The organism is uncultured Algibacter sp., from assembly GCF_947495675.1.
GTDB lineage: Bacteria > Bacteroidota > Bacteroidia > Flavobacteriales > Flavobacteriaceae > Algibacter_B.
Map to the genome: position 1 here is coordinate 53,190 of NZ_CANLZX010000014.1, position 13,723 is coordinate 66,912.

Sequence of the window (13,723 nt, forward strand, 5' to 3'; positions counted from 1 at the left end):
CTATTTTTTTAACCAGTTACCAGAAAAATCACAAGATCTGTGCTCTTTACTTATTTTTATATAAGTGTCAAGTATTTTTTCTTCTTGCCATTTTTCAATGGCTCTAATTTTCTTTTCTTCTAGAGCTAAATCTTTTATCTTTAAATAATCACGTGCATAATCGGCTTCATGCTCATCAATTCTATCAGTAACCATAAGTATTTTAAACTTTTGCCCACCTGTTCTGTCTTCTTCTCTTAAAACTAAACTTACTTCGCCATCTTTTAAATTTTGAATTTGTGCATATAGTTCAGGATCCATTCTAGTTAGCTCAAAATTGTAATCTTGAGTGGTTGGGTTTATTAATTGCCCGCCATCATTTCGTGTTTCTTTTTCATCGCTAACTTCTCTGGCAGCATCAGCAAAAGAAATATCTCCGGCTACAATACGCTCTCTAACTTTTTCTAGACGTTCTTTGGCGTCTTGAATTGCTTCACTTGAAACCTTTGGTGTTAACAATATATGTGCAACATCGTATTCTTGACCTCTAATTTTTTCTAGAGTTATAATGTGATATCCAAAATCTGTTTTAAAAGGCTCTGAGACTTCACCTTCTTGTAATGCAAACGCTACTTGTCTAAACTCTTTAACCATTCTTGGTTGTTTTTTGTTTAGTGTGTATTTACCACCTTTACTAGCAGAACCAGGATCTTGAGAATATAAAACAGCTTTTGAACGGAAACTTGCTCCTCTTTCAATAATATCTGCTTTAAATTGTTTTAAACGGTCTATAATTTTTTGAGTTTCTTCTTCTGAAACCTTTGGCTCGGCTACAATTTGAGCTACTTTAAGTTCTGTACCAAATGTTGGTCTTTGATCTTTAGGAATTTTATTGAAAAATGATCTAACCTCTTCAGGTGTAATATCTACTTCTTCAACAATTTTAGATTGCATTCTTTGAGCTAATAAATTTGATTTATTAATTTCAAACATTTCATCTCTAAAACTCTTTTCATCATCTTTATTATAGAATTCTAAAAGACGCTCCATAGACCCGTTAGTTTGTTGTAAAAATTGTTGTATTTGATAATCAACATTTTTTCTAACCTCAGCATCAGAAACTGGTACACTATCTTGTATAGCATGATGTGCATATAACTTTCTTTCTAACATTAAACCAAATAGTTCGCAATCTTCAACACCTTCTACTGAACCACCACTTGCCTTAATTTGATCTTTTTCTTTTTGAATGTCTGAATCTAAAACTATAAAATCGCCAACGACAGCTGCTACACCATCTACCTTTTTAGCCATAGATGTATCAACAGAATCTACTTTTTTTGTAGCCTCTTTTACTTCATCTTCAATAATTTCTTGAGCGTTTGAGATGCCTAGTACTAAAAAGGCTAAACATAAAGAAAGTAAATGTTTTGGGTTAATCGAATATTTCAAATTGTTTGTTTTTAATAGCATCTTTTGTGATATCTTTTTCTAATTCTCTTATTAATTCAAGCTTTCGTTTATTAATCACTATTTGATCAATAGTTGGCTTTACATATTCTAATGGTGCTGTATCATTTCTTACTAAAACATCATTAATTTGCATCAAATATACTCCTAATGAATCTTTGAGTTGTACAAAATTAGATTTTTTTAACAGTTGATTTCTGTTTTCTGAATTTACAGCCGGAATTTTCTTGATAACTTGACTCAATTTAATCCAAATGGAGTCATTTAGTGAATAAGATTTAAATTGAATCGAGATAGAATCTAGAGTTATTTTATCTTGTTTATTGTAGCGTTTAAAGCTTTTCTTAATGTTATCAAAATCTATAATATTTTCGTTTACATGAATATAACGAAATTTAATAAGCTCTTCGTTTAGTTTAAAAACCTCTTTATTATTACTATAATAAATTTCTGCTTCATTTAGTGGAACAACCGTATCTATACTCCTTTTTACTAAGGCCTCGATATAAGCTTTACTGTATAAATCGTTTTTATATTGATCTACTAGTCTATTATACTCTTGCTGTTTTTGTTCGCTTAAATTTAGTTTTGCACCATCAACAAATAATTGTTGTGTTGCCCAACGTTTAATAAAATTTTGAATTAAAAGGGTACTATCTTCTTTTGATAAGTCTTCTGGAACTAAACCTTCAATATCATCATGATATAGATAATTTTCATTAACTCTGGCAATAGGGACTTTCTCATCCGATTTTTTTAATAAATCACATGAATAAACTAAAACTAATAATAACAGTATAAAAACTTTATTTCGCACCTTTATTGTTTAATTTTAGATTTAATTTCCTTTAAAACGTCTTGATTAATTTCTATTTTGTATTTAGCTTTTAAAGCTTTAATCCAGTTTTCCTCTTTATAATTTTGATAATCGCTCATAATAGCACCTTTAGCTTCTTCAAAAGATTTTTGTGTTTTTGGTAACACCTCTTTTACTTTAACTAAAACAAATCCATTATTATGCTTATAAATTTTTGAAATCCCTTTTGAAAATTGAAAATCAACAGGAAGTGCTTGATGCTTAGCATCCATAATATCTGAAGTAAAAATAACATCTACCTTTTCATTACTATTTACAAGAGATTTTATACGGTTAATAGGCATATCTTCAACAAAAAGCTTAGATACTTTTTTTAATGTTTTTTGTTTTGTTGAAGCTGCAACAATAGCATCTATACGTTCTGGTAACATGTAATTAGATTTATGCTCATCATAATACATTTGCATCTCTGTTGAGTCTGTTTTGGCTGTATCCCATATGGTGCTTTCCATAAGATCGAATAATAATAAACCATCTCTATATTCTGACACTATGTTTGCAAAATCTTCATTCTCTTCTTCTAAATGATTTTCTTGATATTTAACCAAACTTTCACTTAAAAACGCATTATATTTTTTACCTACTAATGTTTCAAAATTTTCTTTGCCAGCAGTATTACGTTGAGAGTTGGTTAAATAAACACCAAAATCGTTATATGTAAATTGCTTATTACCTATTTTAACTAGTGGTTGGCTGCCTTTAAAATCTGCTGGAAGCCTCCATGTTCTTTTAAAATAATTATCATTTAATATTGAAACAAAGTAATTTAAATCAGGTGCTGTATCATTAATATTGTATTTTGTTTTTAGCTTATTGGTGAGTGCATTATCAATTAACTTAGATCGGGTATCTCGTTTTACTTTTTCTACTAATTCAGGTTTAATGGCATCAATACTAGGAACTGGAGTGATTTTATGTAATTTTACAATATGCCAACCAAAATCTGTTTTAAAGGGCTCAGAAACATCACCAATATTTTTTAAATTAAAAGCTATTTTTTCAAATTCTTTAGCTCTTAACTGGCCTTGTGAAAAGGATTTTAACTTCCCGCCTATTGAAGCAGAGTTTTTATCATCAGAAAATTGTTTAGCTAAAGCCTCAAATGTCTCTCCTTGATTAAGTTTTTTATAGATATCTTGAATTCTAACTTCTGGTTTCTCGGCTAATGAATCTTTTTTATTTTCAACAACCATTATGTGAGCTACTGTGCGCTCACCTTTAGATTTTCTTTTATCGATAACATTTACAATATGATACCCAAAACGGGTTCTAAATGGCATTGAAATATCTCCTACATTGGTACTAAATGCAGCGTTTTCAAATTTATAAACCATTTTAAAACCACCAAAGTAACCTAATTTCTCACCAAATATAGTTTGCCCATTATGTACTTCTGAGCGAACTTTTTCAAAACCTTCTTTTAATGCTCTATCTCTTAACAAAGTTATTTTATTATACGCTGCTAATGAATCCTGTGGACTGGCATTATCATTAACTTTTACTAAAATATGGTTTGCGTTAACCTCATACAACATTCTTTCATAAGCTTCTTCTACCAATGCATCAGTAACTTTTGAATCTGTAATATAATTTTTAGATAATTGTTTCTTATATTTTGCAAGTTCTCTTTTGTAAGAAGGTTTTTCATGTAACCCTAGAGATTTAGCTTCTTGAAGTTTTAATTTATAATTAATAAAAAGTTTCAAGTATTCATCTACATCTTTTTGAGATTCGTCTTGAACTAGATCTAAATTCTTGTTATAAACCCTTAAAAATTCCGAAGCATATACAGGCTCATTATCAACTACAAAAAGTATATCTTCACTTTTAGTCTGTCCATTTACATTTAATAAGAATACTGTAAATAATAAAGTAAATAAATATCTTAATTTCATGGAGGGAATTTTTAAACGATTACAAAAATACTAATATTAACCTATATTACAAGTTGTTTTGCAAACGATTAAAAAAAGTAATTATTATAATAATTAAACTAAAAAAGAGTCATTAAATACGTTTCTATTACCTTTATATTCTAGTAAAAAATTATAATAAAATTTTTACTAAAAATTATTAAACAAAACACATGCGTAAACTAAAATTAATATGGGATTTTAGGGGTCCTGATGCTAGTAAAATTGCAGAACACCACGAAATTCATTTAAAAGAATATATTCAATTAGAACATTTAAATGTTACCTCTACAGGAATTGAAAACCTAAGTGACATACACACTATTGCATTTTTAGTTGTTGATGAAAACTTAATGAAACCTATAAGAGATGCATTAAAACCACACAGAGGTCAAGTATATACTGAAACCGAATAATATTTCGTTTTTACAATTAATTTTATATTTATAAAAAATTACGATTACTATTCTTTTAATGCTATTTAGTAAAATTAATCGTTAGTTATAAGTTTATAACCAACACCACGAACATTTACTATTTTAAGCTTTGAATCGAATTCTAATTTCTTTCTTAATTTTGATATAAAAACATCTACCGTTCTACCAATATAATCGCCCTCATCTCCCCAAACTGTATTTAATATAACATCACGATTTACAGTTGTATTTGCTGCATCAAATAATAGGAGCAACAAATCTGCTTCTTTACTTGTAAGTTCTATTTCCTGATTATTAATTATAAGTTTGGTGTTTTTTTTATCAAAAAGATAAGCACCTAATGAAATTATATTGGGGTTATTGTTATTTGAATTTGAGCGTTTCTTAAAATACAACATTACTAATAGTAGAAGTATAACTAGTAATATAATTAGCAAATAATCCTGAGGTGTTAAATTACTATTTACACCTTTTTCAATATTGTGATCAATAATAGTAAATAAAACAGAATAACAAGATTTAGGCAATACTCTCCCTTTACAAGGAATGATATCGGACTTTTTTAACACGTCCATTTCAAAACTATAAACAACTTCATTAGTTTCACATTGCTCAACCTCAACAATATAATTTTTAGCAATTTTAGTTTGTTTAACAACCTTATTTACAATTGAGACTAAGCTATCTGGATTAAAAAGTAAATTAGATTCAAATTGAATTCGGTATTGATTTTTATCTCTTGTTAAAGGTAAAACACGGGAAGTACTATCATTTGATTTAAGTAAGATTTGATGACCAATCAATCTTAATGCAACTTCAACATGTTTGTCTTTTTCTTGAGAAAAACCTCCTGTTGCAAACAAAAAAAAACATACATTAATTACTATTATTCTTTTAAAATGTGTTGAGACCATTTTACAAAACTATTCGATTATGTTACAATTTATAATGATTTACGCAAATTTTACATTATTTTACATTTGATTACGCTTATAAGACGTGCCTTGAATTAAATTTGGAGCTCATTAATCATTAAATTTACAGTTATGAAAAAATCAATTATTATAATTTGTATTGCTTTGGCCGTTTTTAGTTTTTTTGCTTTTAATTATATTAATAACAAGGAAAGTGAAACAAAAAAAACAGAAATTATAAGTCTTGAAGTTTCCAATAAAATTAAAGAAAACATCCCGGATTTTATTTATGAAGTTGGCCCCAGATTTTCTCCTATAAAAAAAGGAAACATAAATAATAATTTGTCAATAACTTATTTTTTAGATGCCATGCAGGTTGATAGAATCTCTTCTATTGAATCTATTGAAATCATTATAATTGAAAATGACGAACAAACAAATAGACGCTTAAAAGTATTAGGTAATAATTTTTCAGATGCTCAAATTAATCTACTAAAATCTTTTAATTACTCTGATGGTTTTAAACTAAAAATTGATTATAAAGAAAAACATTTTGGATCTGAGACTTTATTTGACGCCTCTTCTACTCCACATCATACAATAGTTCCAGAAACACAAGCTGAATATATTTATGGTAAAAATGCTTTAATTAAATATTTTAAAGATAACACAGAAACTGTAACACAAAATGTAGTTGAAGAAAAGCTAAAACCAGCTAAATTATATTTTACAGTTACAAAAGATGGTAGTATAAACAATATTAGATTAGATAATACTTCTGGCTATATTGAAATAGATGAGTTAATGCTAGAATTAATAAATACAACCCCAGGAGGATGGATTCCTGCAACAAATATAAAAGGTGAAAATGTTAACCAAGAGTTGGTAGTATCATTTGGCTTATTAGGTTGTTAACTTTTTTACAAACTATTGTTTAGGATATTGCTTTTTAATATTTCTTATTAAATCTTCCAAGCCATTTAACTTTAACTCATAAACTTGTTCTAACATTTTACCTAATTTTCCTTTTGGAAATCCTTTGTTATGATACCAAACTACATAATATTCGGGCAAATCAATTATATAACGATCTTTATACTTCCCATAAGGCATTTTTGTGTGCGCTAAATCTATAAGAAACTGCTTATCTGGTAACATTGCTTTTTAATCTAAAGATTGGTATTTAGAAAATTTTTCTAGTTCCTTACTAATAAAATTTCCCCAATTAGTCTGAGACTCAAAATTTCTTGAATAATCAGTTTCACTATCATATTTATTTTGCACCTGAGACAATTCAGTATTTATATCATTATGGATTTTCTTAAGCTGGCTTTTAATATTATTCGAAAGTTTTAATTGGCTAATTCGATATCTAAATTTACGAGCAAATAATTCAGTAATATCAAAATGCAATTGTTCATGTCCTAAAATATGGCTATCTGCTTGCTCTATTTTATACCATGATTGATCAGGATAAAAATGTGCATGTACATTAGTTGTAAAACTTAAAACTTCATTTTTATCTGTTTTTGTAATAGAAAACTTAAATGTAATTCCTGAAGCTGTTATAGCAACTGCAGCGTCATTTAAATTTGGTTTTGCTTTAAAATCTTCCCATGACAACGTTTTAGATGCACTCCAAGACAAAACAGGTGCATTATCTTGAACACAAAACAAACAACAAATTAATATTAGAATTTTAACCACGATTTTAAGCTATTAAAGTAAAACGAATAGCCTTTAGCCTTATTGCTTTACTTCAACAATTGTTAAATCGTTATACTTAACTAAATAAACAGTATCGTTAAAATAGCCACCAAAAAGTTTTTTCTTGTAAGCAAATTTATTTTCAACATACTCTGTTAAAGGCGCATTATTTACAGATGCATATAAATCTTCAGAGGATACTAAACGCAACACCACATCCATTGTTAAATCAAAACCTCTAACAGCCCTTTTATTAGGTGTTATATTATATAGCTTTTCGTATTTCTTAACAAAAGCATTATTATCATTTTCGCTATATTCTTTTGATGCAGTAGCAAAATGAAATTGTAAATTAGATAGGTGTGTATTATTTATTTGATCGCCTTCAAAAGCCGAATTTAAATTTGTAGTTACTAATATTATTTCTGGAGCCGCTTCTTCTTCTTTTTCTGGATTAATACGATTGTTTAAAGAGGCTAAAACACTCGTTACGTTTGATGCATACCCTTCATTTTGAGTTTCTAAAAACACAATGTTTTTACCTGGTTTTAAAGCCTCTTGAATATCTTCTTTAGTTACAAAAAACTCATCTTTACCTTCTTTGTTCTTTCTAGAATACACCACTTTAGCATTATTAAACTCACGTTTAATTTCATTAGCAATAGTAATATTTTTTGTATCTGCTATTACAACAATGTTTTCTGCTAATGAATCTGATTTTACAAAATTCACAACCTTAGTTTTCAATAAATCGTCTGATGGTCTTGATTGAAACACGTTGTCGTGCAATTTTAATTTTGTACCAATTGGCGATATTATTGGAGTATTGAATTTTCTTAATTCTGTAGCTACTTTATTAAAATTAGCAGGTGTTAAAGGACCAATAACAGCATCAACATTTTCAAAGTCATTTTCTCTAACAATTCTTGAAACTTCGCTAACTTCATATCGTGTATCGTAAACATCTACTTTTAAAGAAACCCCTAAAGATTTTAAGGAATCAATAGCCATTAAAACACCCGAATGAAAATCTAGAGACACATTTAAATATGGGTCTTTCTCTAAACTTTTCTTAGCATCGCTTATAGAATCAAAATCCACTCGATGCATTCTAAAAGGTAGCATGATGGCGATATGTTTCGTATCGTAATTAGAAATACTATTTGCTAGATTTGCAGCTTGTGCTTCTTTATTAACATCATTATTAACATTATCATTATGTGGTATTTTTAAAATCATTCCAGATTTTAAACCAGATGTTTTTAATTCTGGGTTTAAAGCTTCAATTTCATCTTGCTCTAATCCTAGTTTTAACTTTAAACGGTAAAACCCTTCTTTAGGTAATACTTTATAATAACTGTATTGTTCGTCAAATTTATTTTGTTCCTCTTTTTCAATATTAGGAACATTTATAACAGCTCCATCGCTTAAAACCTCAGCCATATTAGGATTTAAACTTTCCAATTCATCAACTGTAATTCCAAATTTATAAGCAATTCTCCACTTACCTTCTTTAGGTAAAACTGTGTAAGATTTTGTTGTAGCAACTTCCTCTATAACTTCAGTAATTTTATATTTAGGTATTTGAAGTTTATCTCCCTTTCTTAAAGGGTTTGCATATAAAAATTTATTGTATTTCTTAATATCATCCTCTTCAACATTATATTTTTTAGCTAAACTATATAGTGTTTCTTTACGTTTAGTTTTATGCTCTTTAAAACCTTGCAACTCTTTATTGACAGTTACTTTTGGTTTATTGGCTTTAGAAATAGGAATAATTAAAACCGTATTAGGTTTAAGTTCCTTTTTTGCATCAGGGTTTAGTTTGTATATATCAAAAGGAGTTACAAAATAACGCTTTGCAATACCTTCAATTGTCTCTCCTTTTTTAACTTGATGTGTACTGAAATTTTGAGCCTGAACTGCTGTGAAACCAAAAGCCAAAACCAAAACAAGTACTAATAAAAATCTTTTCATGTTGTTGTATCTACTTGATAAATATAATAAACCTGATTATCTTAATAATATACGTTCTATTCTCTGTAAAAGATTAAAACGATTCCTTTTTCTTAACATTAGCATATAACATGCCAAAATTAATTTTTAAGCATCACTACAAGTATTTAGCTATATACTATAAGCGCTGTTTGTTTCTAGTTGTAGCTTTTAATCAATTACCTTATTCCCACTCGATTGTTGCTGGTGGTTTCGAACTAATATCGTAAACTACTCTATTAACGCCTTTAACTTTATTTATTATATCGTTTGATGTTTTTTGTAAAAACTCATATGGTAAGTTTACCCAATCTGCAGTCATACCATCTGTACTTTCTACAGCTCTAAGTGCTACACATTTTTCGTAAGTACGTTCATCGCCCATAACACCTACGCTATTTACTGGTAATAACATGGCGCCAGCTTGCCAAACTTTATCGTATAATCCCCATTCTTTTAATCCGTTTATAAAAATAGCATCAACTTCTTGAAGCATACGTACTTTCTCGGCTGTAATATCTCCTAAAATACGAATTCCTAAACCAGGTCCTGGAAATGGATGACGTCCAAGTAACTCTGGGTCAATCCCTAAAGTAGCGCCAACACGTCTCACTTCATCTTTAAAAATAGCACGAAGAGGCTCTACAATTTTTAGTTTCATAAAATCTGGTAACCCTCCAACATTATGATGACTTTTTATGGTTGCTGATGGCCCTCCTGTAGCAGAAACACTCTCAATAACATCTGGATAAATAGTACCTTGTGCTAACCACTTAACATCTTCTAATTTGTGTGCTTCATCATCAAAAACTTCTATAAAAGCATTTCCAATAGCTTTACGTTTTTTCTCTGGGTCTTCTATTCCTGCCAAAGCATCTAAAAACCGTTTGGATGCATCAACGCCTTTAACGTTTAGCCCCATGCCTTCGTATTGATTTAATACACTTTCAAATTCATTTTTACGTAACAAACCATTATTTACAAAAATGCAATACAGATTTTTCCCAATTGCTTTATTTAATAAAACTGCTGCAACAGTAGAATCTACTCCGCCAGAAAGTCCTAAAACGACTTTGTCTTGTCCTACTTTTTCTTGTATAGCCTCTACTGTTTCTTCTACAAAAGAATCTGGTGTCCAATCTTGATTTATACCTGCGATAGAAACCAAAAAGTTTTCAAGTAATTGCTTCCCATCTGTAGAGTGATATACTTCTGGATGGAATTGAATCGCATATGTAGTTTCTCCTTGAATTTTATATGCGGCATTCTTAACATCGTTAGTACTAGCCAACAAAACGGCGCCTGTTGGCAATTCCTTTATAGTATCACTATGGCTCATCCAAACTTGGCTGCCTTCAGAAATATTAGAAAAGAAAGGCTCTCCTTTTTGTATAAACGATAAATTTGCTCTTCCATACTCTCTGGTATTTGACGGTGCCACTTCTCCTCCAGAAAAATGCGCTAAATATTGCGCACCGTAACATACAGCAAGTATTGGTTTTTTGCCTCTTATCTCAGATAAATCTGGATGTAATGCATCTTCTCCCCTAACAGAATTAGGGCTACCAGATAGAATTACAGCTTTATATTCTGCTGTGTTGGTTGGAATTTTATTAAATGGATGTATTTCGGAGTATATGTTGAGTTCTCTAACTCTACGGGCAATAAGTTGTGTGTATTGCGAACCGAAGTCTAAAATTAATACCTTGTCATGTTGCATGCGCAAAAATAGGAATTGATTTTATTTTTTAGGAATTAGGATTACATTTTTTTTAATCAAATTGTTAACACTAAAAACTGACTATTTAATGGTTCTAAATTTTTTATAAGATTGGGAATTAAAAGTTCTCCATACTCTAAATAAAATTCAGAAAAATTGGTATTCCTTTCTTGTAGGCTTCCATTAGGAAATAGTTCATTTTGCAACTCTGCCATTCTTGCAACTTCGTTAGAAAGTTTCTTTTTCTGTGCTTTTAACAATCTTTTTTCAAGCTTATCAAGCCCTTTTAATTGCTTAGTTTCCTGTGCTTTAACAGCTCCTAAAAAAGATTTATCGGTTTGTTCGGCAAGTTTATATAAATTATCAAACTGTGTTTTTAAATGTTTTTTTTGTACACTAAAATCAATATCTATATTTGATATTTCCCTCACCTTTTTGTTTATTAAAGAATCTTTCTTTAAAAATAAATCTTGGATTGAAATATTTAACTTACTAAGTTTTTCTTCTTGCTTTTTAGTTTGAATTAAAACTGAATTTCTTAGCAACAATATTGGAAAAGGTATTTCAACTTCATCAAAATAATCTTTTAGCTGCATCCAATAAGCCAATTCTCCACCGCCACCAATGTAGCATAAATTGGGCAAAATAACTTCTTGATACAAAGGACGCATAATTACATTTGGTGAAAATCGTTCAGGATATGCTTTAATTACTTTTTTAATATCAGCTTTAGTCCAAACTATATCTGTGTTTAAAACTTTATAAGTTTCATCTTCCAAAACAATACGCTCTCTTAATTTTTTTTCTAAATAAAAAAGGTTTATTTCTCGAGGATTAACTTGTATTTTATAATCTTCTGAAACACTTGACAGCCTATCATTGGTTTTTGTAACCGTAGTAAATGATGTTTTATTAAATATTTCATCTTCAACAAAAGGGGTAAATAAACGTTTTAATTCAGAATCATTGGCATCAATAATTACTAATCCGTAATCTTTAAATAATTCATTTGCTAAAAAACGAGTGGCATCAGCAAGATTATTATGATTTAAATAAGCATTTTTAAAAAGGCGCTTAATACTTTCTGCATTTGAGGTTGCCCCTAAATCTTTAGAAAAGAAATCCAAAACCTCGTCTAATCCTTCTGTTGAAAGTTCTCCTACGGCACCACTTGCATCTTTATTCCATTGAAATTTTTTCCCTTTAAAATTGAAGTAATTAATTTCCTCGAAATCGTGATCTTCTGTAGCCATCCAATATACTGGAACAAAATCTTGCTCTGGATATTCAGATTTTAATGCTTTTGAAAGATTTATAGCTGATACAATTTTGTATAGAAAATATAGTGGCCCTGTAAATAAATTTAACTGATGCCCCGTAGTTATAGTGAAAGTGTTTACAGAATTTAAACTATCAATATGATTTTTAGTTAACTGTGTGGTTTCAATATTTTGATACTGCTTTTTTAAAACTGTAACTAGCGTATTTCTATTTTCTACAGAAAAAGATTCTTTCTTCTGTGAAATTTGTGCTTTAAAATTCTCAAGCTTTGAGAAACGATTAAAAAATGGACTTAATTCTTTTTTTTCGTCTAAAAAATCACAAATTAATGATGAAAAATATCCTGTTTTACTAAATGCTATATGATTTTGCTTCATGTTTTATTTAAAAATCATGTAAATATACAGCTATTCTATTTTTAGAAATCTAAAAAATACGTTAAGAGTTTTTAATTAAAAAAAACGTTTAATAAATAAATTTAATAATCTCTGATGGATTTTTGTAAAAGCAGATAAAATTATATAGGTTTAAGTTATTAATACAAATTCTTTTAATTAAATTTATAGTTAAATTTTAAGATCGTGATAGACTTTCTCTTAACAAGCGATGCTATAATGGCTTTGCTAACATTAACCTTTTTAGAAATAATTTTAGGTATAGATAATATTGTTTTTATATCTATAGCAGCCAATAAATTACCAGAAGACCAAAGAGCAAAAGTTACAAATATTGGTTTGTTATTAGCTATGGCACAACGTATTATATTGTTGTTTTTTGTTAGCTTTTTAATTGGTTTAAAAGAGCCTTTTTACACCATCGATAAATCTTGGTTACAAATTGCAATAAGCTGGCAAGCTTTAATATTATTTACCGGTGGTTTGTTTTTAATATATAAAAGTACATCTGAAATTCATGAAAAAGTAGAAATGCCTGATCATGATGAAAATAGTTTAAAGAAAAAGAAATTTAAAACCTTATCACAAGCTATAGTTCAAATTCTTATTATTGATTTTATTTTTTCAATAGACTCAATTTTAACAGCAGTTGGAATGACAAATGGTTTGCATCCTAATCATAATTATAATTTGGTTTTAATGATTATAGCAGTAGTAATCTCTATTTTTATCATGATTGGTTTTGCAAACCCTATTAGAAAATTTATTGAAACCCACCCAAGTATACAATTGCTAGGATTAGCTTTTTTAATATTAATAGGGTTTATGCTAATTACCGAAGCTGCCCACTTATCTCATACAAAACTTTTTGGAAATGAAGTTGGAGCTATACCAAAAGGTTATTTATATTTTGCAATTGCATTTTCGTTATTTGTTGAGTTCTTAAACTTTAAGATTCAGAAAAAAAACAAGAATACTAATTCAGTTTAATATGTTAATCATATCATAAATTTACTAAAACAAACTGGTTACTAG

The 13,723-nt window shown here is 28.9% G+C and carries 12 protein-coding genes; 3 read left to right on the top strand and 9 right to left on the bottom strand.

The window, feature by feature from the left end; translation table 11 throughout:
* Genes Q0842_RS10835 through Q0842_RS10845 form a run of 3 tightly spaced genes read right to left on the bottom strand, consistent with a single transcriptional unit; the run spans position 1 to position 4,221 of the window.
* Positions 1-1,452 (bottom strand): peptidylprolyl isomerase, encoded by a 1,452-nt coding sequence (locus Q0842_RS10835; protein ID WP_298497911.1) that lies wholly within the window; start codon positions 1,450-1,452, stop codon positions 1-3.
* Positions 1,415-2,266 carry a peptidyl-prolyl cis-trans isomerase gene (locus Q0842_RS10840; protein ID WP_298497913.1) on the bottom strand — a complete coding sequence of 284 codons (852 nt, stop codon included), beginning with the start codon at positions 2,264-2,266 and terminating at the stop codon, positions 1,415-1,417. Before Q0842_RS10840 ends, Q0842_RS10835 begins: the two co-directional genes overlap by 38 nt.
* 2 nt (positions 2,267-2,268) lie before the next feature.
* Positions 2,269-4,221: a peptidylprolyl isomerase gene (locus Q0842_RS10845; protein WP_298497915.1), complete on the bottom strand. Its 1,953-nt coding sequence runs from the start codon at positions 4,219-4,221 to the stop codon at positions 2,269-2,271.
* A gap of 191 nt (positions 4,222-4,412) precedes the next feature.
* Here Q0842_RS10845 and Q0842_RS10850 point away from each other — a divergent pair, with 191 nt between their 5' ends.
* Positions 4,413-4,655 (top strand): hypothetical protein, encoded by a 243-nt coding sequence (locus Q0842_RS10850; RefSeq protein WP_298497917.1) that lies wholly within the window; start codon positions 4,413-4,415, stop codon positions 4,653-4,655.
* 74 nt (positions 4,656-4,729) lie between these two features.
* Here the strand turns inward: Q0842_RS10850 and Q0842_RS10855 are convergent, their stop codons facing one another.
* A complete protein-coding gene (locus tag Q0842_RS10855) occupies positions 4,730-5,590 on the bottom strand; it encodes a winged helix-turn-helix domain-containing protein (protein WP_298497919.1) in 861 nt (286 codons plus the stop codon).
* Between the two features lie 132 nt (positions 5,591-5,722).
* Here Q0842_RS10855 and Q0842_RS10860 point away from each other — a divergent pair, with 132 nt between their 5' ends.
* Complete coding sequence (locus tag Q0842_RS10860) at positions 5,723-6,505, top strand: hypothetical protein (protein WP_298497921.1); 783 nt, start codon at positions 5,723-5,725, stop codon at positions 6,503-6,505.
* Between the two features lie 12 nt (positions 6,506-6,517).
* Here Q0842_RS10860 and Q0842_RS10865 read toward each other — a convergent pair whose 3' ends face one another.
* The 5 genes from Q0842_RS10865 to bshC all read right to left on the bottom strand — a co-directional run bounded on the left by Q0842_RS10865 (position 6,518) and on the right by bshC (position 12,670).
* Positions 6,518-6,748, bottom strand: coding sequence for a DUF3820 family protein (locus Q0842_RS10865; RefSeq protein ID WP_298497923.1), 231 nt, complete (start codon positions 6,746-6,748; stop codon positions 6,518-6,520).
* Between the two features lie 6 nt (positions 6,749-6,754).
* Positions 6,755-7,297 (bottom strand): DUF922 domain-containing protein, encoded by a 543-nt coding sequence (locus Q0842_RS10870; RefSeq protein ID WP_298497925.1) that lies wholly within the window; start codon positions 7,295-7,297, stop codon positions 6,755-6,757.
* 39 nt (positions 7,298-7,336) lie between these two features.
* Entirely contained in the window at positions 7,337-9,274 is a 1,938-nt protein-coding gene (locus Q0842_RS10875) for a LysM peptidoglycan-binding domain-containing protein (RefSeq protein WP_298497927.1), read from the bottom strand.
* Positions 9,275-9,476: 202 nt separating this feature from the next.
* Complete coding sequence (guaA, locus tag Q0842_RS10880) at positions 9,477-11,012, bottom strand: glutamine-hydrolyzing GMP synthase (RefSeq protein WP_298497929.1); 1,536 nt, start codon at positions 11,010-11,012, stop codon at positions 9,477-9,479.
* 56 nt (positions 11,013-11,068) lie between these two features.
* Positions 11,069-12,670 (bottom strand): bacillithiol biosynthesis cysteine-adding enzyme BshC, encoded by a 1,602-nt coding sequence (gene bshC / locus Q0842_RS10885; RefSeq protein WP_298497931.1) that lies wholly within the window; start codon positions 12,668-12,670, stop codon positions 11,069-11,071.
* A 204-nt stretch (positions 12,671-12,874) separates the two neighbouring features.
* Here bshC and Q0842_RS10890 point away from each other — a divergent pair, with 204 nt between their 5' ends.
* Positions 12,875-13,678 carry a TerC family protein gene (locus Q0842_RS10890; protein WP_298497933.1) on the top strand — a complete coding sequence of 268 codons (804 nt, stop codon included), beginning with the start codon at positions 12,875-12,877 and terminating at the stop codon, positions 13,676-13,678.
* Positions 13,679-13,723 lie beyond the last annotated feature (45 nt).